Source organism: Hyalangium sp., from assembly GCF_035629615.1.
In the GTDB taxonomy this organism is placed as follows: Bacteria; Myxococcota; Myxococcia; order Myxococcales; family Myxococcaceae; genus Hyalangium.
In genome coordinates this window covers 1-23,026 of the sequence record NZ_DASPHO010000448.1, presented here as the reverse complement: position 1 = coordinate 23,026, position 23,026 = coordinate 1, and the positions used below count along the sequence as shown (strand labels likewise).

At 69.1% G+C, this 23,026-nt stretch carries 20 protein-coding genes and 1 pseudogene; 10 read left to right on the top strand and 11 right to left on the bottom strand.

The genetic code is table 11. The features are described from left to right. The first annotated feature begins 2 nt into the window (after positions 1-2). The 3 genes from VD972_RS23010 (at position 3) to VD972_RS23000 (ending at position 1,749) form a co-directional block, all read left to right on the top strand. Positions 3-359 (top strand): helix-turn-helix domain-containing protein, encoded by a 357-nt coding sequence (locus tag VD972_RS23010; protein WP_324990412.1) that lies wholly within the window; start codon positions 3-5, stop codon positions 357-359. Next, positions 356-727 carry a transposase gene (locus VD972_RS23005; RefSeq protein ID WP_324990411.1) on the top strand — a complete coding sequence of 124 codons (372 nt, stop codon included), beginning with the start codon at positions 356-358 and terminating at the stop codon, positions 725-727. The genes VD972_RS23010 and VD972_RS23005 overlap by 4 nt, the downstream gene beginning before the upstream one ends. 281 nt (positions 728-1,008) lie before the next feature. Continuing rightward, positions 1,009-1,749: a class I SAM-dependent methyltransferase gene (locus VD972_RS23000; protein WP_324990409.1), complete on the top strand. Its 741-nt coding sequence runs from the start codon at positions 1,009-1,011 to the stop codon at positions 1,747-1,749. 458 nt (positions 1,750-2,207) lie between these two features. On the opposite strand, the gene yedA is transcribed toward VD972_RS23000, so the two are convergent. Together yedA and VD972_RS22990 are read right to left on the bottom strand one after the other, a co-directional pair. Continuing rightward, positions 2,208-3,182: a drug/metabolite exporter YedA gene (gene yedA, locus VD972_RS22995; protein WP_324990407.1), complete on the bottom strand. Its 975-nt coding sequence runs from the start codon at positions 3,180-3,182 to the stop codon at positions 2,208-2,210. Positions 3,183-3,279: 97 nt separating this feature from the next. Further along, positions 3,280-3,756, bottom strand: coding sequence for an aromatic-ring-hydroxylating dioxygenase subunit beta (locus tag VD972_RS22990; protein WP_324990405.1), 477 nt, complete (start codon positions 3,754-3,756; stop codon positions 3,280-3,282). A gap of 171 nt (positions 3,757-3,927) precedes the next feature. Between VD972_RS22990 and hrcA the strand changes: the two genes are divergently transcribed. After that, positions 3,928-4,965, top strand: a complete 1,038-nt coding sequence (gene hrcA / locus VD972_RS22985; RefSeq protein ID WP_324990403.1) for a heat-inducible transcriptional repressor HrcA — start codon at positions 3,928-3,930, stop codon at positions 4,963-4,965. 13 nt (positions 4,966-4,978) lie between these two features. Here the strand turns inward: hrcA and VD972_RS22980 are convergent, their stop codons facing one another. Continuing rightward, positions 4,979-5,839 (bottom strand): hypothetical protein, encoded by an 861-nt coding sequence (locus tag VD972_RS22980; protein WP_324990402.1) that lies wholly within the window; start codon positions 5,837-5,839, stop codon positions 4,979-4,981. Between the two features lie 251 nt (positions 5,840-6,090). Between VD972_RS22980 and VD972_RS22975 the strand changes: the two genes are divergently transcribed. Continuing rightward, positions 6,091-8,631, top strand: a complete 2,541-nt coding sequence (locus VD972_RS22975) for an ATP-binding protein (protein ID WP_324990400.1) — start codon at positions 6,091-6,093, stop codon at positions 8,629-8,631. Here VD972_RS22975 and VD972_RS22970 read toward each other — a convergent pair. From VD972_RS22970 to VD972_RS22950, 5 genes are all read right to left on the bottom strand, one after another. Next, complete coding sequence (locus VD972_RS22970; protein ID WP_324990399.1) at positions 8,615-11,482, bottom strand: carboxypeptidase regulatory-like domain-containing protein; 2,868 nt, start codon at positions 11,480-11,482, stop codon at positions 8,615-8,617. The genes VD972_RS22975 and VD972_RS22970 overlap by 17 nt on opposite strands. A 132-nt stretch (positions 11,483-11,614) precedes the next feature. Further along, a complete protein-coding gene (locus tag VD972_RS22965) occupies positions 11,615-12,541 on the bottom strand; it encodes a lipid kinase (RefSeq protein ID WP_324990427.1) in 927 nt (308 codons plus the stop codon). Between the two features lie 130 nt (positions 12,542-12,671). Further along, positions 12,672-13,388 (bottom strand): HAD family hydrolase, encoded by a 717-nt coding sequence (locus tag VD972_RS22960; protein ID WP_324990397.1) that lies wholly within the window; start codon positions 13,386-13,388, stop codon positions 12,672-12,674. A gap of 58 nt (positions 13,389-13,446) precedes the next feature. Then, positions 13,447-14,226, bottom strand: a complete 780-nt coding sequence (locus VD972_RS22955; protein WP_324990395.1) for a hypothetical protein — start codon at positions 14,224-14,226, stop codon at positions 13,447-13,449. A gap of 86 nt (positions 14,227-14,312) precedes the next feature. Then, positions 14,313-14,663, bottom strand: a complete 351-nt coding sequence (locus tag VD972_RS22950) for a hypothetical protein (protein ID WP_324990394.1) — start codon at positions 14,661-14,663, stop codon at positions 14,313-14,315. 209 nt (positions 14,664-14,872) lie between these two features. Here VD972_RS22950 and VD972_RS22945 point away from each other — a divergent pair, with 209 nt between their 5' ends. The 4 genes from VD972_RS22945 to VD972_RS22930 are packed head-to-tail and all read left to right on the top strand — an operon-like array spanning position 14,873 to position 18,480. Then, entirely contained in the window at positions 14,873-15,850 is a 978-nt protein-coding gene (locus tag VD972_RS22945) for a site-2 protease family protein (RefSeq protein ID WP_324990392.1), read from the top strand. Beyond that, positions 15,847-16,587 carry a hypothetical protein gene (locus tag VD972_RS22940; RefSeq protein WP_324990390.1) on the top strand — a complete coding sequence of 247 codons (741 nt, stop codon included), beginning with the start codon at positions 15,847-15,849 and terminating at the stop codon, positions 16,585-16,587. The genes VD972_RS22945 and VD972_RS22940 overlap by 4 nt, the downstream gene beginning before the upstream one ends. Positions 16,588-16,589: 2 nt before the next feature. After that, a complete protein-coding gene (locus VD972_RS22935; protein ID WP_324990388.1) occupies positions 16,590-17,909 on the top strand; it encodes an ATP-binding protein in 1,320 nt (439 codons plus the stop codon). A 13-nt stretch (positions 17,910-17,922) separates the two neighbouring features. Beyond that, positions 17,923-18,480, top strand: coding sequence for a response regulator transcription factor (locus VD972_RS22930; protein ID WP_324990386.1), 558 nt, complete (start codon positions 17,923-17,925; stop codon positions 18,478-18,480). A 33-nt stretch (positions 18,481-18,513) separates the two neighbouring features. On the opposite strand, the gene VD972_RS22925 is transcribed toward VD972_RS22930, so the two are convergent. Continuing rightward, positions 18,514-19,284, bottom strand: coding sequence for a hypothetical protein (locus VD972_RS22925; protein WP_324990385.1), 771 nt, complete (start codon positions 19,282-19,284; stop codon positions 18,514-18,516). 590 nt (positions 19,285-19,874) lie between these two features. Further along, complete coding sequence (locus tag VD972_RS22920) at positions 19,875-20,459, bottom strand: hypothetical protein (protein ID WP_324990383.1); 585 nt, start codon at positions 20,457-20,459, stop codon at positions 19,875-19,877. 320 nt (positions 20,460-20,779) lie between these two features. Here VD972_RS22920 and VD972_RS22915 point away from each other — a divergent pair, with 320 nt between their 5' ends. Continuing rightward, positions 20,780-22,750, top strand: coding sequence for an ATP-dependent DNA helicase (locus VD972_RS22915; RefSeq protein WP_324990382.1), 1,971 nt, complete (start codon positions 20,780-20,782; stop codon positions 22,748-22,750). 15 nt (positions 22,751-22,765) lie between these two features. Here VD972_RS22915 and VD972_RS22910 read toward each other — a convergent pair. Next, positions 22,766-23,026 (bottom strand): annotated as a pseudogene (locus VD972_RS22910) (TonB-dependent receptor); the annotation flags it as partial.

Here is a 23,026-nt window from a genome sequence, read left to right as displayed (position 1 = left end):
CGATGAGAAGACGCCCCCCGCGGCTGATCCATCTGAAGCGAGCCGAGGTCGACTACCTCGAGAGCTTGGTGCGAGACGGACGAACCGAGCAACGCATGGCGTGCCGAGCGCGCATCCTGCTGGCCATGGCGGACCCGGACACCATCGTGTCGGAGCTGGCCGAGCGGCTCGGTCAGGATCGGCGGACCATCTGGGCGCTGTGTCGTCGCTTCGAAGCACTCGGAGCGGACGTGGTGAAGGATGCACCGTGCTCCGGCCGTCCGCGGGAGCTTTCCCCCCCTGCAGCGCGTCGAAGTGGTTCGCCTGGCTTGCTGCGAGCCAGCCGGGGCTGGAGCGCAGGTGCCCCAAGCACTCCATGAGGCCGGGCCATATCGAGAGACGGGAGTTCGAGTACGTACGGCATGGCACGGTGAACTTCCTGGTGAAGTTGGTGGTGCACTCCGGCCAGATGCGGGGCTGGTGCTTGGAACGCAATGACGGAGCCTGCTTGCGGGCGGTGCTCCCCCAAGTGCTTGGCGACCATCACGATGCGCGGCGCATCCATCTCATCTGGGACAACGGCTCCAGCCACATTGCCCAGCAGACGCGCGACTGGCTGCACGCAAATGCCCCGCGTGTGCGGGTGCTCTACACCCCGGCCCATGCCTCCTGGCTCGACCAAGCCGAGCTGCTGCTACGCGCGTTCGCAGCGCGTTATCTCCCACCCGTTCACACAGGGGGCACATGAAGAAGCAGAAGGCAGTAAAAGCCCAGCAACCCTTTAAGATTGCTGGGCTTCTCGGGATGGAGGCGGCGGGAATCGAACCCGCTGCCTCCTTATGAAGGTCCGGCGGGCTCCTCGTCCATTCCGAGTTTTGCACGCACACCCATTTCCATCTGAGCGGCCAGACTCGTGGGACCGAAATCCCCGCCGATCCGGCATGAATCCCCGCTCTCCCGTCCGCTGGCGTCCCGGCGCATCCTCCGGTCATCATCGCCCGCCTCGCGCGGCCCTCTGGAGGACACGTCATGGCTCACGAGCACCCCACCCCCTCTCCCCAGCACATCGTGCCGGGCTTTGGTGCCGACCGCGCCGCCCACTACGACACCCAGGCCTCCGTCTCCCTCGCCGGCTGCCACGCGATGTATGAGCTCGGCGTCAGCGCGCTCGCCAGCCAGCTGGACGGCCAGGATGCGGCGTCACTGCTCTTCGTGGGGCTGGGCACGGGCGCGGAGCTGGTGCCCTACACCCGGTTCAGCGTGCCGGGCTGGCGCTTCACAGGCGTCGATCCCTCCGACGCCATGCTCGCCGTCGCCCACAAGCGCCTGGAAGAAGAGGGGCTGCTCTCCCGGACGCGCTTGCACGTCGGCGAGCTGAACACACTGCCCCCTGGCCCACCGTTCGACGGAGCGCAGATGATGGGGGTGCTGCACCATGTGGCCGACGAGGAGGGCCGCCTCGAGCTGCTGCGCGAGGTGACCCGGCGGCTCAAGCCCGGAGCGCCCTTCGTCCTGGGCTGCCGCGTCGGCAAGGACGCCGAGCTGTCGAACGTGGAGCTGCGCCGGTGGCGTGCGTACGGCATCCCACCGGACGAACTGGAGCGTCGGCGCCAGGCCTTCACGACGATGCGGCCCATCGAGTCCGATGCCGCCCTGTTCTCGATGTTCGCCCAGACCCGGCTGGTGGCACCGCGGCCGATCTTCGTCTCGCTGCAGTTCAAGGTCTTCCTCGCGCGCTTCGAGCCCGGCGAGGTCACTTCTTCGCGGTGAGCTGCTCTACCAACTCGAGGACGCCTTGCCGGGTCAGCTCTCCCAAGTGTGAGCGCAGCTCGACACGCGGCGCAGCTCGAAGGGCCCACGTGGCATGTTCCTCTCATGCAACGATGAGTTGCAACGCTATGTCGAGGCCGCGGCCTGGACGGCCAATGTCGTGGTGGACGGCCGTGTCATCAGCGGACAGAACCCCCCCCTCGGCGGAGGGCGTGGGCGAGAAGCTGGCCGAGCTGCTCGCCGCTGGCGACTGAGCGCAGGCGGGCGCCCAGGCTCCAGGCGGGGTGAGAGGCCGGGCGCCGCCGTCGGGATCGAGGAGACCTCGAGGGTGAGCGACCGCGCGCTCCACTCCAGCAACCGGCCCTCCAGCGCCGCCTTCTGAGCCCCCTTCTCGTCACGCACCGTGAACGAACGCCTGCAGTTTGCGCTTCAGCGCGGCAGGTTGTGCTGACCAGCTCTCAGGGGGTGGTGGTCTCAGGCACCGGCACGCTGGGCTCCCGGCGGGGCTGAGCGGCGGCCTTGCGCGTGATGAGCATCACCGCCCCGAGGATGGCCGTCATCGCCACGAAGGCATAGGGGCCCGGCGTCTCGCCACCGAGACCCACGCCGAGCAGCACCGCCACCACGGGGTTCACATAGGCGTAGCTGGTGGCGATCGCCGGCCGTGCGTTGCGCAGCAGGTAGCCATAGGCGCTGAACGCGACGAGCGAGCCGAAGGCCACCAGGTAGCCGAACGCCAGCAGGGCGCGGGTGTCAGGCACTCCGGCCAGGCGCTCGCCCAGGGCGAAGCTCAGCCCCACCAGTATGACGCCCCCACACAACATCTGTGTGGCGGTGGCCATCAGCCCCTGGGGCATGGAGGGGCTGCGCCGCCCCCAGATGGAGCCGAATGCCCAGCTCACCGGTGCGAAGAGCAGCACGAGCGCTGGCAGCCACTGGTGGCCCAGCTCGCCTCCGCCGTTGAGCAGGACGATGCCGAAGAAGCCCAGCGCCAGCCCCCAGCGCTCGGCGCGGCCCGGCCACACTCCGCCAAAGAGACCGCCGAAGAGCGCTGCCCACAGCGGCATGCTGCCCACCACCAGCGCCGCGACGCCCGAGGGCACCGACTGCTGGGCAAAGGCCACGCCCCCGTTGCCGATGACGAGCAACAGCAGCCCGGTGAAGGCCCCCGCCTTCCACTGGGGACGCGTGGGCGCTGGCATGCCTCTCAGCCGGAGCACCGCGTACAGGATGATGCCCGCCAGCGTGAAGCGAGTGCCCGCCATCAGCAGCGGTGGGAATCCTCCCTGGATCGTCCAACGTATCGCCAGGTACGTGGAGCCCCAGATGATGTACAGCGCCAGGAGGCAGAAGAGGATCCAGCCTCGACGTGGGTCCGCGGGGGTGGACTCGGCGGGAAGCGCGGCGGAGAGCGAGGGAGCTGTCGAGGACAAAGCGGTAGACTTCTAACGCGCTCGTCCTCGGCATGCGATGTGCGACCTTGTACCAGGACAATGGGCGCCGACGCGGGCGCGGCAGCGCTTCTCCGGATTAGAGCGGGTAGACCTTCAACCCGGAGAGCCGGCACACCTCGTAGATGACGTCCATGCGCTCGAAGAGCGGCTGGGGATCCAGCAGCACGCGAGCCTCCAGCCGCCCCATGCTGAGCAGGTCCACCTCGCCCTCCTCCACGGTGTGGTAGATGGCGTAGTTGGCTCGGACCAGGGTGCGCCCTCCCCGAGGCTGCTCAATCTGGATGTTCGTATAGAGGTGGCGGCAGGCATAGGGCACGGTGGCATGGGCCCGCTGCAGCGTCGTGACGCACTCCTCCAGCTGCTGCCGGGAGGTGCAGTTCATCAGCGCCACCGGCACGTTCTGCTCGAGGTTCTCTCGGGGAATGAGCCGGTAGTGGCCCCCCTCGGTGAAGCAGCGGGGCCAGTGCTCCAGCGGCCCATCGTCCAGACACGTGGCGTACCGGTACAGCAAGGACTCCGCGAGGTGGCGGACTTCGAGGGCGTCGTCGTACATACGACCCTCATCTCACGATAACTCGGACTTCAATTCAATCCTGGAGAGCATAGAAAATAAGGTTGTAGGGGTTGTGGCGGCTCCTTCGGGCGTCTGGCTGCCTGCTCCACGGCGTGGGATTGAACCGCTCCGGAGACCTCCTTAGACTTCGGGGTGGAGCGTGATCTAGGGATGTCGGAAGAGCTTGGAGAGCGCGAAAAGGAAGTCCTGCGAGCGGTCGTGCAGGAGTACATCACCACGGGTGGACCCGTCGGCAGCCAGCAGCTGAGCCGCAAGGCTGGATTCGATGTCTCCTCGGCGACGCTGCGCAATGTTCTGGCGGACCTGGAGGAGCTTGGGTTCCTGGACAAGCCCCACACCTCCGCGGGCCGTGTCCCCACGGACAGCGGCTACCGCTTCTACGTGGACACGCTCGTTCGTCTGAAGGATCCGGGGCCGAAGGATCGGGAGATCATCAACGCGGGGCTCGTCCAGGAGAGCAACCTGGGGGACATCCTCACCGAGGCCAGCCGCATCCTGCACTCGCTCACACGGCATGCCAGCGTGGTGCTCACCCCGCGCCCGGAGGCGGCGGTGTTCCACCGCGTCGAGTTCGTCCGGCTGCGCGAGGATCGCGTCCTGGCCGTGCTGGTGGGGCCCAACGGGCAGGTGCAGAACAAGGTCATCACGGTGGACTTCCCCGTCACCTCGGACGAGCTGCTCAAGGCGTCCAACTACCTCTCGGAGCTGCTGCACGAGGTGCCCCTGGAGGAGGCCCGCGAGCGCATCCGCCAGGAGATGGACCAGGAGCAGGCGCTCTACAACGCGCTGACGGCCAAGGCGCTCAAGCTGGGTGCGGCCGCCACGGCCCTCCAGACGCCCGAGGCCGAGCGCGTGCGCATCGAGGGCACCGGCTCCTTCCTGGAGCAGCCTGAGTTCGCTGACGTGGAGCGCATGCGCGCCCTCTTCAAGACGCTGGACGAGAAGCACAAGCTGCTGCTGCTGCTGGACCGCGTGCAGCGCGCCCGGGAGATGCAGATCTTCATCGGCGCCGAGAGCGAGTTCTCCGGGCCTGGGGAGCTGAGCGTCATCGCCAGCCCGTATGGCAGCCGAGAGCAGGTGCTTGGAACGGTGGGCGTCATCGGGCCCACCCGGATGAACTACCAGCGCATCATCCCCCTGGTGAACTTCACCGCCCAGGTGCTCTCGCGGGTGCTGGAGCAGAGCTAAGGCGGGCCTGCCCTCACTGGCAGGGGCCGCAGTCCGCCCGGCAGTTGTTGTACTGGTGGCCCGTCCCGCAGGACTCGCTGATCTGGCACACGCCGTCGCCACACGTGAAGATGTCCTGTGGGCGCAGGCGCGTGGTGAGGGGCACGTACGTGACACCGTTGAGCGTGCAGGAGGTGTAGTGCGTCCTCGAGGCGTCCCGCGTGCAGAAGCTCATGCACGGGCCGCCATAGATGAGCGGGGGACAGTTGCTGGGGTTGCTGGCGTTGGGCGTGATCGAGCAGGCGCGCGAGGTGCTCTCCGTGATGTTGTGCGAGCTGCGGTCGCTGCCGGCGTAGACGCCCTCGTCCGTGAAGAGGTTCCCGAAGAAGCAGGCCTCCCGCTCCGAGTACTCGGCGAGCTCCTCCTGCGTCCAGGGGATGGTGTTCCCCTCCGCATCATGCCCGAGCACGGAGATGGGGACGTGTTGCTGGTACTTGTTGGTATGAGCCGCCAGGCACGCGGTGATGATCTGCTGCTCTGCCACGGTGAGCGCTGCACCGCTGGCCCAGCCTGGCGCCAGCCCCAGTCCTCCCGTCCAGGTGTAGCTCTGGCTCGACGAGGGCTCCGTGTACGTCAGCGTCTGCGCAGCGGGGAGGGCACAGCGGACGAGGTAGAGCATCACCTGATCCGCCATGTTCGGATCCTGCGTGAACCACGCCTCGAAGGCGGCGCTGGACAAGCCATTGTACGAGAGGCCGTTGTACGAGAGGCCGTTGTACGAGAGGCCGTTGTCGGTGTGCACCGCCTGGGATAGCTGCCCGAACTGCTCGAACTCGCCAGGCTCGGCGGGGTTGCAGGCCGAGAGGCTCGTCAGCCAGAGCACTCCGGCAAGCAAGGCCCCGGGACTTCCTCCGGCGCGGAACCCCTCTCGAGTACGGCGACCTTCCTCAGACACTTGGGTTGCCATGCGAGACCCCCTCTTCAGCAGCGGTGAGCAAACTGTAGGTGGGCAGACAAAGGCCGTCGACGGGTCAGATAAACCCAGGGTGGGTTAATGCGGACTGCAGGAGAAATGTGAAAATGGGGGAAGCGGCCCGGGAGGGCAGAGTAGAGGTTCAGCCCTGCTCGCAGGGTGCAGGAGCAGTGATGTCCGATGTGCTGAGACCGGAGGCGGTCCCCTCCGCGGAGGAGTCACGAGCGGAGGCCTCGCGGGTGGAGGTGTTGCCCGCGTCGCAGGCGGGCGGGAGCCTTGGAGGCCCGCGGGGGCCGGAGGAACAGCAGGGCAACCTCCCTGAGACCCAGGGAGACATCATCGGCCGGAGTGACGAGCTGGAGGCCCTGCGGGGCTGGTTCGCCGCCGAGGCGAGGCTCGTGAGCGTGGTCGGGCCAGGAGGGATGGGCAAGACACGGCTGGCGACGCACTTTGGCCGGCAGCAACTGCAGACGCGCGCCTGGGAAGGGGGCGTGTGGCTGTGCAACCTGACAGAGGCCTCGACGGAGGCGGACATCTGTCACGCGCTCGGAGAGGCGCTCGGGGTCTCGCTGAGCCACGGTGGCGAGGAGAGCCAGCCGGTGGAGCAGCTCGGGCGGGCCCTGGCGGGGCATGGAGCCACCCTCGTCATCCTCGACAACCTGGAGCCGATCCTCCGGCACCTGCCCGCCACGCTGGGCCGCTGGCTGGAGATGGCTCCGCAGGCGCGCTTTCTGGCCACGTCTCGCGAGGCGCTTCGCCTGACGGGGGAGTGCATTCTCGATCTCACGCCGCTGGTGCTGCCCGCTGAAGGCGAGACACGCCTGGATGCCATCGCCCGCTCGGCGGCGGTGTGCCTCTTCGTTCAGCGAACGCGCGAGGTCCGGGGGAGCTACGAGCTGACAGTCACCGACGCGCCGCTGGTAGCGCAGCTCGTCCACCTGCTGGGAGGGATCGCGCTGGCCATCGAGCTGGCGGCGGCGCACACCCGCCTGTTGAGCCTGGAGCAGCTCCGCGAGCGGCTGGTGCGCCGCTTCGAGTTGCTGCGCGAGGGCCTGCGGGATGCCTCGGCGTCCCGGACTCCACTCCAGGGGGCCATCGATTGGTCCTGGGGACTGCTGGACGCGACGGAGCAGGCCGCGCTGGCGCAGTGCACCGTGTTTCATGGCGGCTTCACCCTGGAGGCGGCCGAGGCCATCCTCGCGCTCCCTCCAGGGAGCCCGCGGGTGGCGGAGGTCATCGAGTCGCTCCGCTCGAAGTCCCTCCTGCGGAAGGTGGTGCCGGAGGGACTGCCGGAGGGCGCGGCGCGCCTGGGGATGTACGAGAGCATTCGCGAGTACGCCGTGGCCCGGCTGGCGGAGACCGAGGGTGGGGCCGCGCTCCTGGAGCGCCATGCAGACTTCTATCTGGCCTTGGCGCGCCAGCTCCGGGGGCGGGTGCGTGGAGCGGGAGCGCGCGAGGCGCTGCGGCGGCTGGCGAACGAGCGTGAGAACCTCCTGGCGGCCTGCGACAGCGCCCTGGATGCTCCACCCACTGCGCGCTCCGTGGAGCGGGCCCTGGGAGGACTGATCGCGCTCGAGCCGGATGTGACCGCGCGTGGCCCCATGGGCATCACCTTGTCCCGGATGGAGCGGGCGCTGGAGCTGGCCGCGCAGCTCCCTGTGCCTCCCTTGATGCGGGCCGAGGTGCTCGCGGCGAGGGGCCGGATGTACGGGGCCTGTGGACAGGTGACGGCAGCCCGGCGTGACCTGGAGCAGGCGCGCGAGTCCTTCCAAGCGCAGGGTGAGGTGTCCCAGCAGAAGCACGTGCTGGTGGACCTCTCCATCATCGCCCGTCATGCAGGAGACATGGATGTCGCCTGGGAGCTCATCCAGGAGGCCTTGGCGCTGCGCCTGGATGACGCCCCGTGGCTGGAGGCCTATGCCGTGGGCAACCTCGGCCTGGTGGAGCAGTTCCGGAGTGGAGCCAGGGCGGCTGCGCCTCACCTGCGCGCGGCGCGGCGGCTGTTCTGGGCAGTCGGAGACGTGATGTTCGAGAGTGGCTTCCTCACCAACTGTGCCGTGGCTCTGGGAGAGGCAGGAGAGACGCCGGAGGCCATCACCCTGCTGCGCGAGGCCATGGTCAAGGCCACCCGCGCGGGGGACCGTGTAGGCCATGCGATCGCCCGGCTCAACCTGGGCTGCTATCTCCTGGAGGAGGAACAGGCGCTGGAGGCGAGCGAGCACCTGGAGGCCACCGTGCGCATGGGCCGGCAGTTTGGGATGCGCATCCTGGAAGGGTGTGCTCGAGGCGAGCTCGGCCGGGCCTGGCAGGCCCTGGGCGTGGTGGAGACGGCCCGGGGCGCTCTGTCCGAGGCCGTCTCTCTGCTGGGACAGGCGGCGCGCTGGCACGCGCTCCGGTTCCGGGCCCACCTCGCCGCTGTCCAGGCCAGCGCGGGCTGCATCTCGGAGGCACAGGCAGGCTTCGCAGAGCTGGTGGCCGCTCCGGAGCTTCAGCAGGACATGGTGCTCTACGAGCTCGCCGCCCTGCTGCAGGTGGCGGTGGACCTGGCCGAGGCACGGGCGAGTCCGCCGGGCAGTCCGGAGGCGCAGCAGGCGCTGGAGCGTGCTCGCCAACGTCTGGAGTGGGCTCGGAAGGTGCCTGTGGAAGCCGTGTCCTCGGATCTGCGCGGAGCGCTGCGCTTCTTCGAGCGCGCGCTGCTCAGTTCGCGCGGGTGAGCTGGAGCTGCTGCTCCTGACCGTCCGCGCGCTGGATGCGGAGCTGGACGGGCGAGCCTGGGGCGCCTCTGGTGCGCTGCTCCGCCTCCTGTCGGCTGCGCACCACCAGTCCCTCCACCGCGAGCAGCTGGTCCCCCACGCGCATCCCCGCTTGGGCCGCGGGACTGTCCGCCTTCACCCAGGCCACGGACACCCAGCCGCGCTCCTCGCTGAAGCCCACGCCGATCGTCCCAGGCGTCGTCTTGCGCGTCGTCACCGCCACGTCCCCCAGATCCACCGCCTCGCCCGAGGCCAGCTTCACCGTGCGCGTCACGGGCTGACCGTCCGCGGAGGCCCACACCCTCAGCGTGTGCGGTCCGGGCTTCACGTCCTTGAGGAGGAAGCGTCCGTCCGGCCCTGTCTGGGCGTCGCTCCCCGCCGAGAGCTGCTTGTCCAGGTAGATGGAGACTGCTTCGGCCGGGGCCTTGCTGTCACTCCACACCGCCCGTCCGGCGATGGAGGCGGAGCCGCCCGTGAGCGGCACCTCGAGCTCCGCGCTCTGGCCGGGCGAGAGCTTCACCGAGGCCTCTCCCGTGCGCCCATCCGTGGTGCGCACGCTCACCCGCAGGGGCAGGGCCGGTGCGTCGTACAGCACGAAGGAGGCGCCGGTGAAGGAGCGCTCCGGGTTGCCGCGCTCGAGCCACGGCAGCACCGTGCCATCCTCCTGGAGGAGCTGAAGCGAGAAGCCCAGGGGCGCCGCTCCGCTGCGCGCCACCACCCGGCCTCGGAGCGTGGCCGCGGGGCGCAGCTGGAGGGTGACATCGGTGTCCTCGCGTACTCCGGAGAGCTCGCCCACCCGTCCCGCGTTGTGCGCGATGATGTCCAGCGGAGGGGCATGGGCCCCACGCGGAGGGAAGACGAAGGAGCCCTCCTCGTCTGCTTCGACGGGCAGGGCCATGGCGAAGTCCCCGCGCTGAATCGCCACCGCCGTGGCGTAGGGGCTCGGCGCTCCCGAGGGCTCCAGCACCGTGCCCCGCACGCCTCGATCCTCCGACAGCGACAGATCCTGCACCACCGCCGCGCCGGCGGGCACCGTCACCGCCAGATCGTCCTCGTGTGTGAAGACGTAGCGCGCGCCGGGGTTCACCGCGACGAGCTGGTAGACGCCCGCGGGCAGCTCGAGCTGGTAGCGGCCCTCCACATCCGTGTCCGCATGGGTGAGGTTCCCGAAGCCGCCCTGCTGCGTCATGGCGCGCACGAGCGCGGGCTGGGTGAGGCGAGCGCCGGAGGCCTGCGTGACCTGGCCCTGGACGATGCCCGTCTCCGCCAGGGAGAAGTCCACCTGGGCGGCCGTGCCTGGCTTCACCTCCACGGACTTCTTCGTCCAGTGCTCCGTCTGCTCCCGCCGTGCCGATACCACCGTCGTCCCCAGCGCCAGCCCTTCGAGCCGGTAGGCGCCAGTCGCGTCCGTGCGTGTGAAGCGCTCCACCCCTTTCGGACCGTGCATGCGAGAGGCCTTCACGGAGGCGCCCGCGATGGGCCGAGTCTCCAGGTCCGTCACCCGGCCTTCCACCGTGCTCGTTCCGTCGAGCTGGAAGTCCACCGTGAGCCGTTGGCCCGAGGCGATGACCAGCGCCTCGCGCACCGCGCCGGTCCGGCTCGGCGCCACCACCACCACGTCGTAGTCTCCTGGGGGGAGATCCAGCGTGTAGCGCCCATCCGTCCCCGTGGTGACCGAACCCACCTCGCCTGCCTTGTTCGCGGGACTCGCGACCAGCCGCGCTCCCTCTACCGGTGTCTCTTCCGAGGTGGCTGTCACCGTCCCTGTCAGGCCGCTGGGGGCTCCGAGGGTGATGCGCAGGCCCCGCAGCGTCTCGCCCGGAGCCACCTGGAGGAGCTGCGGGATGCGCCCCATGCGCTCGCCCTGTCGTGCCGCCAGGACATAGGTGCCGTTCGACACCTCGAGCGAGAAGCCACCCCCGGAGCCTGTGGAGGTGCTGGGGACCGTGGGGCCGCCCAGCGCCAGCACCTCCGCGCCCGCGACGGGCTCCCCGTCCTCGCCCAGCACGAAGCCCTCCAGGAAGCTCGAAGCCCACAGCTTGACCTCCAGCTCGCCCGGCAGCGGTACCGTCACGATGCGCAACGTTCGCCGGCTGTAGCCCGCCGCCCCCGCCGTGAGCGCATAGCGGCCCGGTGCCAGACCGGAGAAGGTGAAGCGGCCCTGGGGATCGCTCGTCACCTCCGCGGTCTCTTCCGGGAGTGCCACGGCCTCGGAGCTGGCCCAGACGGCCCCTGTGTAGGGATGCAGCGAGATCTCCGCGAGCGGCACCGGCTCGCCACGGCCCGCGGCGACGACCCGCCCTCGGAGCTCCACCCCCGCTGGGAGCGAAAACTCCACGACGGTCTCTGCCTCACCTGATGGCCGTGCCACCTCCCGGCGCGCGGGCGCGTGGCCCTGGGCGGAGGCGCTCAGCAGATAGAGGCCAGGGACCGCGGGCAGCCGCACCGTGCCGTCTGCCCCCGTGGTGCCCTCACTCGCACGGCGCCAGGGTGTCCGCCCCGTGCCGTCGTCCGCTCCGCGCAGGTAGGCCTGTACCCGTGCGCCCTCGACGGGCTGTCCTGCGGCCACCACGCGCACCCGGAAGGCTCCATCCGAGGGCACAGCCGGAGTCTCCAGGGTTTGAGTGGTGCTGGAGGGCTGGGGGGAGGAGCGGGTGCTCCCATTGGAGGAGGGGCCTGAGGTCGCCGAGCCAGGGGTGCTCGTACGAGCCGCCGGGGTGTCCTTGTCCGTGGGCCGCCACCACAGCAGCAGCGTGGCGACGAGTCCCAGGATCAGAGCAATGAGGAGGGGGTAGCGAGAACGGTTGAGCACGGCGCTTCACTCTCCAGGCTGCAGCCGGTGGACTGGCAGGGAGAGCGTAGGCCGAGAAAGCAGATCCTCGAAATCGCTGCAGGGGGAGGAGGCCCGACGGGCCTCACCGGCTCCCTGGGGTGGAGCACCCGCTCAGTGCGTGGGCTCGGCCGGCGCGGGCGCGTACACGCGGAGCGCCGCGGGCACCAGCTCGAAGAGCATCGGCGTGCGGCCGGTGAGCTCTCCGTCCGCGTTCACCTCCTGGACAGGCTCGGCCTCCACGTACAGCCGCGAGGTCCGCAGGGATGTGACCGCCGGGTGCTCCACATGGTGGCCGCGGCGCAGCGACAGCGCCACGCGCGCCAGCGTCGCCATGTCCTCGAGCTGGCCGAGCCCTGTGCCTTCACGTCCCGACTCCACGGAGGGAGCCGTGATGGCGTACACGTGCAGCCGGCGATCATCGAGCGTCGCATCCGGTGCCACCACGTTGCCCGCGCCGTGGTAGCGCCCGTTCCCCACCACGAGCTGCAGCACCTCTAGCTCCAGCGACTGCGTGTCGGCCTTGATCCGAACGCGGAACGGGTGGTGCTCCCAGATCTGCGTGGCGGCGGCCACGGGATAGGCGAGCTTGCCCATCTTCTGCTTGAGGCGCTTCGTCAGCCTCCGGGCAATGGCCGTGGCCAGCCCGAGGCTCGCCGCGTTGAGGAAGGGGCGCCCGTTGGCCAGCCCCACATCCACCCGGGCCGTGAAGCCCTGGGCGATGACGTCGCAGGCGGCCTCCACCGTGTCCGGGATGCCCAGCGAGCGAGCGAAGTCATTGCCGGTGCCCAGCGGCAGCACCCCCAGCGTCACATCCCGGCCGAGCAGGTGGGACGCCGCGCAGCTGACCGTGCCATCTCCTCCGCCCACCAGGATGCGTCGCGCGCCCCGCGCCACCGCATCGTCCAGCACCCGCTGCAGGCGGCTCGTCCGGGAGAGCGCCAGGGCGCTCATCAGCGGCACACCTCTCGCGGCGAGCGCCTCCCGGGCTGCCTCGAAGGCCTCCTTGCCCGAGCGGGCCTTCGTGTTCACCACCAGCACCGCGGGCCCGTCATCCAGGGCCCGGCGACGCGGTGGAGCGATGAGAGCTGTCTCCAGTGCGCGTTCCTCCTCTCCGGCGCCAAAGGTGTTCACTCCCGGCGCGGGAGGACAGGGGGGATGGAAGAGAGGCTCAGCGGGACTCCTCGTCCTCGGGCCCCGTGGGCATGTCCGCCTCACCCCACGGCCAGGTGCGCTGGGAGGCCTCGAAGCGGGCCAGCAGCTCCGCGGGATCCTTCATCAGCACGCGGCAGCCCGCGGCGCGCAGATCGTCCGCTGGGAAGCCGCCGCACAGCACGCCCAAGGTGGGCAGGTGGAGCTTGCCCGCGGCCAGCGCGTCATAGGGCGTGTCCCCCACGACGACGGTGGTGTTCACCTCCGGGCTCCCGAGCCGCTTGAGCGCCACCTGGAAGATGTCCGGGTGCGGCTTGCTCTTGTCCACATCATCCTTGGAGGTGGTCTCCTCGAACAGGCCCTCGATGCGGCAGAGCTTCACGTAGTGCCTCAGCTCCTGCTCCTTGGCGCTGGAGGCCAGGGCGATGTGGATGCCCTCCTTGCGCAGCCGCTGGAACAGCTCGCGCACCTTGGGGAAGGAGCGGACCTTGGGCAGGAAGCTCTTGAGGAACAGCTCGGAGCGGTACTCCTCCAGCTCCTTGCCGAAGCGAGCCAGCTCCTCGTCGTTGAAGAAGACGGGGATGAGCTGATCGGCGCCCTTGCCGATCTGGCTGCGCACGTGCGCGAAGGGCAGGTCCCGTCCGAACTCGAGAAACGCCCGCCGCCAGGCCTCGGCGTGTTCATCCACCGAGTCCACCAACGTCCCATCCACGTCGAAGATGACGTTCTGCACCATGCCCCCATACCTCCGTCTGGAAGGTGGGAACGGAACGGCCTGGGAGCAAGGCGGAGGGCTACTTCCCTGCGGCGTCCACGAGTGTCTTCGTCTGCACCTCGTAACCCTCCGGAGCGGCGAGGGTGAAGCTGTCGTTGGGCAGGGTGGGGTTCAGCTCGACTTTGGAGAGCGTCGTCTCGCCAACCTTCTCGCCCTTCACCCAGCGGCTGAGCTTCTGGGGGACGCAGAGCTCGAGCGCCTTGTCGCAGTGCTCCTCCTCCACGCGGACTTCGAGCGTGGTGCCGTCGGCCAGGCGCGACTGCCGGCCGAGGAAGTCCAGCGTGGGCCAGCGCAGCGTGTACGTCACCTGCAGGCTCTCGCCGGACGGATCCGCGACGCTTGCGGCCAGCTCCACGGCCTCCGGGGCGCGCGCGTGCGAGGTCCGCTTCGCGCTCAGCTCCGCGGGCAGCAGCGGCGCGCGGAAGCCCTCGGGGGTGAAGGGGGCGAAGGTCTCCGTGAGGAAGCCGGAGCGCCGCTCCGGGGACAGCTCCGTCTGGAAGGTGGTGAAGCGCTTGTCCGCGTCGCTCTGCTCGAAGAGGCGCTCTCCGTCCCAGGAGAAGGTGCGCGAGATGGGCGCGCCCAGCGAGCCGCGCATCTTCTGGGGTGCGCGGTAGGCGAAGCTGAAGCCCACCGGCTCTGCTCCCCCCTCGCCCGTGCGGCCCTCCAGCCGGTAGCTCGTCAGCCGTGCGTCGCGCTCGGACAGGCGCCGCTTCACCTCATTCAGCAGGTGGGCATCCTCACGCTGCCGGCTGCAGCCCGCGAGGACGAGGAGGGTGAGGAACAGGAGGCGGGCGCGCATGCGGGGCCGGGAGCAGGGGTGGAAAAGAAAGAAGGCCCCACTGTCGCCAGGGGGGCCTTCTTGAAAGACGGTGACTCCGAACAGGCTTACTTGACGGCGACGCCCATCGCGGACGACTGGGTCACGCCGATGATGCCGCCGAACAGCGCGAACAGGCCGTGACGCGGGGTGGTGCCGGCGCCCTTCAGGTCCAGCTTGGAAGCGCCCATGGCCTTGGCCTCGGCCACCAGGAGCTTGTTCACCACAGTGTCGAGGTCGCTCTGGACCAGGTCGACGATGTGGAAGATGGCGGTGAGGCCCAGAGCGTTAGCCTGGACCACGGCAACGGCCTCGCCACCGTTGGCGGCAATCTCGGCGCCAGAGACAACGGCGCTCTCGACGCTGGTGCAAGCCACGAGGCTGGTCGCGGCAACGGCGGACAGAATGGCCTTCTTCATTTGTATTCCCTCCCGGATAGGTGGCTTGCGGTAGCTGTGGGCTAACCAAGCGAGCCCACTGTTGAGTGGTTGCCCCTCAAGCGCGGCGCGTTCGTAGCAGATGCCCGTTCAGAGTCAAGATCAGTTCAGGGCAGAATCCCCTTTTTCCAGGAACCGGCCGTTGCGTTGCAAAGGAAGAGGCCCCTTGGTACCCACCTCTCAGGCACCTCATGGAGACAGTCCCCGCCCGTCCCGCCTCGCGGCTCTGGCTGCACCTGCTGCTGTTCGCGCTGACGGTCTTCACCACCTATAGCGCGTACGCCTGGTCCTTTGGAGGGAGCGAGGACCTGGGTGCGCTGCGGGTGGAGTCGCTCGCCTTCAGCCTCTCGTTGATGGCCATCCTCGGTTCGCACGAGATGGGGCACTACGTGCTGGCGCGGATCCACAAGGTGGACACCAGCCTGCCCTACTTCATCCCCTTGCCGTACGTGGGGGTGGGGACGCTGGGCGCGGTGATCCGGATCCGCGGGCGGATCCCCCACCGCAACGCGCTGGTGGACATCGGGGCGGCAGGGCCGCTGGCGGGGCTGGCCGTGGCGCTGCCCATTCTCCTGTGGGGGCTGGGCCACTCGCAGGTGGTGGACGCACCCGCGGTGGGGGCCACCTTTCCGGGAGAGAACTCGCTGTGGGTGCTGCTCCGGGAACTGTTCACGTGGGCCATGGCGGAGCTCACGCACGCCCCGGCCGCGCCGGAGCAGCTGTTCACCGGGCGGATGCAGCTCATCTTTGGTGACAGCCTGTTGATGCAGGGGCTGACGCGGCTGGCGGTAGGGCCGCTGCCCGAGGGGAAGGACGTGCTGGTGCACCCGGTGGTGATCGCCGGGTGGTTCGGGCTGCTCGTCACCCTGCTCAACCTGCTCCCGGTGGGACAGCTGGACGGGGGGCACCTGGCCTTCGCGCTGCTGGGCCCCCGCGCGCGGTGGGTGGGGAAGGGGGTGGCGCTGGTGCTGTTCCTGCTGACCCTGTTCGCCACCGCCTCCTGGGGGGTGTGGCTGCTGGTGACGAGCAAGCTGGTGGGCTTCGGGCACCCCGAGGTGCTAGAGCCCGAGGTGCCCCTGAGCCGCGGGCGCAAGTGGATCTGCGCCCTCTGCCTTGTGGCGCTGATCGGTTGTGCCATGCCTGTCCCTCTTCGTCAGGTGCTGTCATGAGGTACCTCTGCGATGCATGCGAGCGGCTCGCGCCCCCGGCGGCCTTCCGGGTAGAGCTGGGCGTGCTGGTGATGACGTGCGCGCGCTGCGGCCAGGAGAGCCGCGCGCGGCCCGAGGAGGCGCTGGTGGCGGCCGTGGCGCAGACGAGCGCCGAAGCGTCTCAGCCGGCCCCCGCGCCCCGGAGCACCACGGCGCCCGCGTTGAAGGTGGTGGCGCTGCGGCCCTCCGAGGAGAGGGTGCGCGAGGCGGCGGCGCTGGCGCGCTCGGAGGATCCCTTCGCGGTGGCCGGGGGCTTCTGTCCCAAGTGCATCTCAGTGCGCAAGGAGGGAGCAGAGGCGTGCTCCGCGTGCGGCCTGGTGTACGCCAACTTCGATCCCGACGAGCAGCGACTCTCCGAGCCCCTGAGGGCCGCGTGGCTCGCCGTGCTGGAGCGGTGGGACGACCGGGACGCGCACGACCGGCTGGTGTCGCTGGCGGTGGGGCGGGGCGAGCTGGCCGCGGCGGGCCGCCTGTACCGCATCCGGCTGGCGCAGGCGCCGGATGATCTCTACGCCCAGCGCGGCCGGGACGAGGTGGTGCGGCTGGCCTCGGCCTCGCCGGCGGCCTTCACGCCGACTTCTGTGCCCGGTACCTCCCCCAAGGCCCAGCTGGTGGCGGGGGTGATCCTCTTCCTCACGCTGTTGGTGCTGGCGTTCTTCTTCTTCCGCCAGTTCCGGATGACGCTCGGGGGATCTTGAGGGTGCGCGAGGCGCACGCCATCAACCTCTCGTGGCTGCTGCGGCTGCGCTGGGGGGCGGTGGTGGGGCAGGCGGCGCTCATCCTCCTGGCGCGCCTGGGGCTGGAGATGCCGCTTCCGCTGGTGCCGCTGTTCGCCACGGTGGGCATCGCGGCGGCGAGCAACGCGGCGCTGGGGCTGTGGGCCCGGCGGAGGCGGGAGATCCAGGAGTGGATGCTGTGGGCGGTGATGGCGCTGGACGTGGTGCTGCTCACGGTGCTGCTGGACTTGAGCGGTGGCCCCTTCAACCCCTTCAGCACGCTGTACCTGGTGCACATCGCGCTGGCGGCGGTGGTGCTGCGCGCGCGGTGGACGTGGGCGCTGGTGGCGCTGGCCCTGGGGTGCTTCGGGACTCTCTTCGTGCGGCACCTGTGGATACCCGGCCGAGATGCCTCGGCCGCGCACCACCACATCGATGACGTGCCGCTGCACCTGGAGGGCATGTGGGTGGCCTTCGGGCTGGCCTCGGGCTTCATCGTCTACTTCGTCCAGCGCGTCACCCGGGCCCTGGCCGAGCGCGACGCGGAGCTGGTGGCGGCACGCGCGGTGACGGCGCGCAACGAGAAGCTGGCGGCCCTGGCCACGCTGGCCGCGGGGGCCGCCCACGAGCTGTCCACGCCGCTGTCGACCATCGCCGTGGTGGCCCGGGAGCTCGAGCGCCGAGTGGAGCTCTCGCCAGCGGGGCGGGAGGACGCGCAGCTCATCCGCCAGCAGGTGGCGCGCTGCCACGACATCCTCGCGCAGATGGCGGCCGATGCCGGGGCCAGCCGCGGAGAGGCCTTTGTCTCTCTGACGCCTGCGTCCCTGCTGGAGCAGGCGCTGGAGGGCCTGCGGGGTGTCGAGCGCGTGCGGTGGGAGGCGGACGGGCGTTGCCGGGAGGAGGAGGTGTCCTTGCCGGCACGGGCCCTCAGCCAGGCGATCCGGGGGGTGGTGAAGAACGCGCTCCAGGCCTCGGCGGAGCAGACGCGGGTGAGGCTGGCGCTGGCGCGCGAGGAGGCGGGCTGGCGGCTGTCCGTGGAGGACGAGGGCTCTGGCATGCCGGCGGAGGTGCTGGCGCGCGCGTGCGATCCCTTCTTCACCACGAAGCCGCCGGGCGAGGGCATGGGCCTGGGCCTCTTCCTGGCGCGCGCGGTGCTGGACCCGCTCGGCGGGCGGCTGGAGCTGCGCTCGGAGCTGGGAAAGGGGACGCTCGTGGAGATGACGTGGCCGGTGGAGCGCCTGCGACAATTTGCCCGGTTGTCCTCGGAGGCGAGTGGGGCGAGCCTCCGGCCGCCGGGTGAATGAGCCTGGCCCCGCCATGGTGCCTTCGAGAGCCTCTGACGCCCCTTCCTTGCTGCTGGTGGACGATGACGTGGTGTTCCGCGAGCGGCTGGCGCGCGCCTTCCGCGAGCGGGGCTACGAGGTGGTGACGGCGGGCTCGGTGGACGAGGGGCTGGCCGCCGCGCGACAGGAGTCTCCGGAGCTGGCGGTGGTGGATCTGCGGATGCCTGGGCGCAGCGGGCTGGAGCTGGTGCGCGAGCTGCGGGCGCTGGATGCCTCTACGCTCGTCCTGGTGCTCACGGGCTACGGCAGCATCGCCACGGCGGTGGAGGCAGTGCGGCTGGGAGCGCTCAACTACGTGCCGAAGCCCGCGGATGTGGATGATCTGCTCGTGGCGCTGGCGCGAGGTCTGGGAGAGCCCAGCCCCGCGGTGGGGGAGGACGTCCAGGCCCCCTCACTGGCGCGGGCCGAGTGGGAGCACATCCAGCGCGTCCTGGCGGACTGTGCCGGCAACATCTCCGAGGCGGCCCGGCGGCTGGGGCTCCACCGGCGCTCACTCCAGCGCAAGCTGCAGAAGTACCCGCCTCCGCAGTAGCGACTCTGGCCTCGGTCAGTCCTCCCGAGGACATCAACGCTGGATGGCGAGGATGCGCCAGAGGGTGACATCGATGGCGTAGGTGGCGCCCATGTCGAGGACAGGCCCTTCCGAGTTGCAGACCCCATCTTTGACGGTGAAGCGGACGAACAAGACTCCAGCAGGTCCTGGCGCGGTAGTTACATCGTAGGACTCTCGCTGGTAGAGGCAGACCTCGTCGCGGGTGGCACCACGGTGAGGCCGGACATCCGAGGGGAGGAAGTGCTCCACTGCCAGTTGAGCGGCCTTGAGGGCGGTTCCTGGGATGATCAGCCGCTCCTCCTTGGGGAAGTCGAGTGGGAACTGGACCTGCGTGGCTTCCTTTTGAAGAGCCTGCCATCGCACGTTGCGGAAGTCCCCCGGCGGCGGAAGTTTCATACGGGCTGTGTTCGCGATTGCCGCACCCAGGCCTGTGGATGGCAGAGCCGCCGCTGGAGGGGGGGCCACGCCGGGGGGCTGAGAAGGAGCCTCTGGCGGCTGGGGGCTTATTGGGTTGGGCCGCGCATGCATCTCGCGTGAGAGGATGCGCATTGTCCGGATGTCTATTGCATACGTGATGATGTTGATGAGCTGATCGGTTGACCTGCAGACGTCAGTGTTCAGGTTGAAGCGCACCAGCACGACGCCCTCGGGGGCCGGCACGGCGGTCACATCGTAGGACTCACGACGCCACAGACAGGGTTCTTCGTGGATGGGCGAGGGCGAGGGTGGTGGTGCATCCCACGGCAGGAAGTCATCCATGGCAAGCTGAATCGAAGCGGCCATATTCCCGTCGAGACGCTGGAGTCCTGGTGTTGAAACAGTCAAGGATGGAAATTCTACCGCAGCGGCTTCTGCAGGTGGAGCATGGGTTACCCGCCGTGGTGAAGTTGTGCAGGCAGAGAGTGTGGCGGAGATCAGAGCGGAGAGAGTCAAGTATCGCATGGGGATCGGCTGAGCTTTCTCATGGAGAGCGCACGGCGAGGATGCGCCATCCCGCTGTGTCGACCGCATACGTTGCACCCGCGTCCGGGAACGGATCAGGTCCCCAGGTGCACGCACCATCGCTCAGTGAAATAACAACCCAGATCAGATTCCCAGGCCCAGGGAATGCAGCGATGTCATAGGATTGCCGCTGTCCCAGGCATATGCCTTGTGAGCTTGCGCCACGACTGGCTTTCCAGTCCCGTGGCAAGAAGTCCTCCATGGCCAGTTGGATGGCTGTGGCCATGGTGCCGCTAAGGGTCTTCTTGCCAGCCTCCGGTAATTCATAGGGCATCTTGAACCAGGCCGCCTCCTCCGGTGGGACATAGGCAAGGTGTGCTGGCGCATGTGAACACGCGGCGAGGGCCCCACAAAGTAGGGATGTCAGTAGGCTATGGATTGCCGGTGGGCGTGACGTAGCCATAGGGTTTGTCCTCGGGTTTGATAATTCCAATGAGCACCCATGACTTGCCACGGCGTTCGTAGACTTCGCCTGGGCGCGAGCTGCCTAGGTTGGGGACCAGTTTTTGGATGGTGCATTGGGAGTCGAACTGAACACGGAACCGCCAGTATTGACGGCGGAGCTGGCGGTCGTTCTCGGACAGCCCGGATGCTGGCCATGGGTGGTTGTGATAGTCGGCTTCAGGCACCGGTTGCCCCCTCGGGTCAATGACGTGGAAGGGCGAATAGCAATTCTTGCTCTTGCTCGGTCCGGGGCCCTCGTACCTTCCAAGCGGAGAAGGCTTGCTGGCGTAGTAGATGCCCTCGCCGAGGGTGTAGATCGCTCCACAGTACTCTTGGCCGTAATCCTTCAAGGTGGCACGCGGAAGCGCCAGGACGGCAGGACACATTTGATCAATGACTTCATCAACATCACGTGAAGGCTGGATGGCTTCCCAGGGACCGCGGACCCACACAAGCCCGTCGGGTTTGCGGCCATAGTCTTGTTCTTGAAGGACCACGGTGCTTTCACTCATGGGCTCGGGCCCACTGGCACAGCCCAGCAGGCCCGACGTCAGGAGCAGGACGGCAAGAGGTCGCATTCAGGTTAGTCATGGAAATCAGAGGATTCTGGTATTCTATGCATTTCCCCGGTTTCCGCATCAACGACCCCACCTGTTGGGTTGGCATTTGCCAACCTACTGGGTCAGGTGCACGCACGCCAGCCCTGGGCCGAGGCAGCCGTGCCTCCGCCCAGCGAGAGCAGGCGGGCAGGGGAGCGCAAATGTTCCGATCTCCCAGGCGCGACAGGCTGTTATCTTGTCCGACCGCCTCGGCGGATCGAGGCTCCCCCCAGATGGCTCTTACGCTCGTCCGCTCGTTCAACGTCGATACCCTGCTCGGCCCGGGAGGCGCGCTCCAGGCCGCGCTGCCTGCATACGAGCACCGTCCGGAGCAGCTCCAGATGGCGCGCGCGGTGGAGCGGGCCTTCTCCGAGCGCAGCTACCTGGTGGCCGAGGCCGGCACGGGCACCGGCAAGACGCTGGCCTACCTGGTGCCCGCCTTGCTGTCCGGCCGCCGGGTGGTGGTGTCCACGGCGACGAAGACCCTGCAGGATCAGATCTTCTTCAAGGATCTGCCGCTGCTGAGGGACCAGATGGGCCTGAAGTTCGAGGCCGCATACCTCAAGGGCCGTGGCAACTACCTGTGCCTGCAGCGCTTCAACGCCTTCTCGAAGGACCCGACGTTCGGCTCGCGCGACGAGGTGCGGTACTGGTCGCTCATCCAGTCGTGGGCGGAGCGCACGGACACGGGGGATCGGGCGGAGCTGGAGCTGCCGGAGAACTTCAGCGCGTGGCCTCGGCTGTCGGCGACCGCGGACACATGTGTGGGGACGAAGTGCCCGCTCTATGAGCAGTGCTTCGTGACGCGGATGCGGCGTGAAGCCGAGTCCGCGGATCTGCTGGTGGTGAACCACCACCTCTTCTTCGCGGACCTGTCGCTGCGCGGGACGGGGCGGCGCAACGAGGGCGTGCTGCCGCTCTACGAGTCCGTCATCTTCGACGAGGCCCACGCGCTCGAGGACGCGGCGAGCGGGTACTTCGGGTGCAGCGTCTCCAACCATCGGCTGGAGGAGCTGTCGCGGGACGCGGTGGCGGCGCTGCCGGAGACGGACTCGCGCTTCACCACCGTCCGGGCGCTGGCGGCGCGGATTCGGAACCATGCGGAGGTGCTCTTCACGCAGGCCCCGCGAGTGCTGGGGCTGGCGGGCACCGAGGGGGGCGTGGCGCTGAAGGCGGACCGCATGGCCTTGCTGGCAAGTCCGCTGGAGCAGGTGCGTCAGGGGCTTGCCGCGCTGGCCTCCTTCACCGTGAGCGAGCGCGAGCCGGAGCTGCTGGCCCTGGCGCGCCGGAGCGGGGAGATGGCGGAGGAGCTGACCTTCCTGGAGAAGGCGGAGTCCACGGACCACGTGTACTGGGCGGAGCAGCGCGGGCGCGGAGTGTTCCTGCGCGCCAGCCCCATCGACGTGGCCAAGGAGCTGCGCGGGCGGCTCTATGGCGGGGTGGACACGGTGGTGTTCACCTCGGCGACGATGGCGGCCGAGGGACGGTTCGACTACTTCGCGAAACGGATGGGGCTGTATGACGACGAGGGCGTGCCGGTAGCGGAGGTGCGGACGCTCGCGGTGTCCAGCCCGTTCGACTTCGAGCAGCAGGCGGCGCTCTACCTGCCCACGCACCTGCCGGATCCCGCGGTCCCCGGCTTCATCGAAGCGGTGTCGGAGGAGATCCTCCGGCTGTGCGAGGTGTCGGGGGGCCGGGCCTTCGTGCTCTTCACCAGCCTGCGCAACATGGAGCGGGCGCACGAGCTGACGAAGTCGCGGCTGCCCTACCAGGTGCTCAAGCAAGGCGAGCGGCCCAAGCAGCAGCTCCTGGAGTCGTTCCGGGAGATGCCCAGCGTGCTCTTCGCCTCGCACAGCTTCTGGGAGGGCGTGGACGTGCCGGGCGACGCGCTCAGCCTGCTGATCATCGATCGGCTCCCGTTCGCCTCACCGGGGGATCCGCTGGTGGCGGCGCGCATCCGGCAGATCGAAGCCCGAGGCGAGGAGGCCTTCGAGCAGTACCAGCTCCCACAAGCGACGCTGGCGCTGCGCCAGGGCTTCGGGCGCCTCATCCGAACGCAGAGTGACCGGGGCGCGGTGGCGCTGCTGGACCGGCGCATCGTGACGAAGCCGTACGGCAGGGCGTTCCTCGAGAGCCTGCCGCGGGCGCGGCGCGTGGAGGACCTGGACGCGCTGCGGCGCTGGTTCAACCCGGACACGAACTAGCGGTCCACGCCTCTGTCACGGGGCCTCGCGCAGGCGAAGGCCCACACGCAGCATCAGCGGCTGGCCGATGGTGTCGATCCCTGCGCGGCCGACGAGGTACCGCCGGTTGAACAGGTTCTCCGCGGCAGCGAAGAGCTCCAGCCCTCCCACGAGCCGGCGGGCCACGAAGGCGTCCACCACGGCATAGCCGCCCATGCCGCGCTCGTTGAGATCGTCCTCGAACTGAGGGCCGGTGACACGGAGCTGCACCGTGGCGGTGAGGAGCCTCGAGTCATG

Coding starts and splice junctions, on each gene's coding strand:
- VD972_RS23010 (WP_324990412.1), top strand. CDS start 3: ATGAGAAGACGCCCCCCGCGGCTGATCCATCTGAAGCGAGCCGAGGTC.
- VD972_RS23005 (WP_324990411.1), top strand. CDS start 356: ATGAGGCCGGGCCATATCGAGAGACGGGAGTTCGAGTACGTACGGCAT.
- VD972_RS23000 (WP_324990409.1), top strand. CDS start 1,009: ATGGCTCACGAGCACCCCACCCCCTCTCCCCAGCACATCGTGCCGGGC.
- VD972_RS22990 (WP_324990405.1), bottom strand. CDS start 3,756: ATGTACGACGACGCCCTCGAAGTCCGCCACCTCGCGGAGTCCTTGCTG.
- hrcA (WP_324990403.1), top strand. CDS start 3,928: ATGTCGGAAGAGCTTGGAGAGCGCGAAAAGGAAGTCCTGCGAGCGGTC.
- VD972_RS22975 (WP_324990400.1), top strand. CDS start 6,091: ATGTCCGATGTGCTGAGACCGGAGGCGGTCCCCTCCGCGGAGGAGTCA.
- VD972_RS22960 (WP_324990397.1), bottom strand. CDS start 13,388: ATGGTGCAGAACGTCATCTTCGACGTGGATGGGACGTTGGTGGACTCG.
- VD972_RS22955 (WP_324990395.1), bottom strand. CDS start 14,226: ATGCGCGCCCGCCTCCTGTTCCTCACCCTCCTCGTCCTCGCGGGCTGC.
- VD972_RS22950 (WP_324990394.1), bottom strand. CDS start 14,663: ATGAAGAAGGCCATTCTGTCCGCCGTTGCCGCGACCAGCCTCGTGGCT.
- VD972_RS22945 (WP_324990392.1), top strand. CDS start 14,873: ATGGAGACAGTCCCCGCCCGTCCCGCCTCGCGGCTCTGGCTGCACCTG.
- VD972_RS22940 (WP_324990390.1), top strand. CDS start 15,847: ATGAGGTACCTCTGCGATGCATGCGAGCGGCTCGCGCCCCCGGCGGCC.
- VD972_RS22930 (WP_324990386.1), top strand. CDS start 17,923: ATGGTGCCTTCGAGAGCCTCTGACGCCCCTTCCTTGCTGCTGGTGGAC.
- VD972_RS22925 (WP_324990385.1), bottom strand. CDS start 19,284: ATGGCCGCTTCGATTCAGCTTGCCATGGATGACTTCCTGCCGTGGGAT.
- VD972_RS22920 (WP_324990383.1), bottom strand. CDS start 20,459: ATGAGTGAAAGCACCGTGGTCCTTCAAGAACAAGACTATGGCCGCAAA.
- VD972_RS22915 (WP_324990382.1), top strand. CDS start 20,780: ATGGCTCTTACGCTCGTCCGCTCGTTCAACGTCGATACCCTGCTCGGC.